Raw genomic sequence first — 604 nt, 5'->3', positions numbered from 1 at the left:
GTCCGTTCGGCCCGCGCTGATTTCGTCGACTACATGAAACGGGCCAGCGCCATCGTCTCCGAAGAAGCCGGCCTCACTAGCGAATCGGCTATCGTCGCCATCACCCTCGGCATCCCGACCGTCGTCGGCGCTGCCCATGCTGCCGATACCCTGGAAAACGGCGAAGTCGTCACCGTAGACGCCAGCCGCGGCACTATCTTCCGTGGCGAAGCCAACGCACGGTAGGCCTCGCCTGTAGTCCAATCTTTGTAGGGGTCGCCACGTGGGCGACCCGTTAGGAAATTGGAGAATTTTTCTAGCAAACGGGTTGGGAAATCATATATATCCTGGAGCGGGCGCCCCACGTGGTCGCCCCTACTGAAAAAAAGGCTGTCGCACGAAGGCTTCTACCATTATGCGAGGTTCCTTAAACTTTATAGTTTGTAGTACGGAGTTTGTAGAAGATGGCTTTAAATTTTTTACCATTTGCTAATCACTAACAACTAGCCACAACGGACCGCCCTTTGGGACGGCCCCTACGATAAAAGGGGGCTGTAACATAATAGCCTCATCGAAAAAAATGGACTCAGTTATCTGAGCCCATTTTTTTAAGCAAAAGAGGCCC

At 53.1% G+C, this 604-nt stretch carries 1 protein-coding gene; it reads left to right on the top strand.

Features of this window, described 5'->3' with window-relative positions; translation table 11 throughout:
• A partial coding sequence (locus tag WMO23_RS11435) for a PEP-utilizing enzyme (protein ID WP_349174156.1) occupies positions 1–225 on the top strand: 225 nt, incomplete at its 5' end.
• Positions 226–604: the final 379 nt, after the last annotated feature.

The sequence above is a fragment of the Megasphaera intestinihominis genome, from assembly GCF_040096415.1.
GTDB classification, from domain to species: domain Bacteria; phylum Bacillota; class Negativicutes; order Veillonellales; family Megasphaeraceae; genus Megasphaera; species Megasphaera intestinihominis.
Note: the sequence above shows the minus strand (reverse complement) of the source record. Positions and strands in the feature narration are given on the sequence as shown.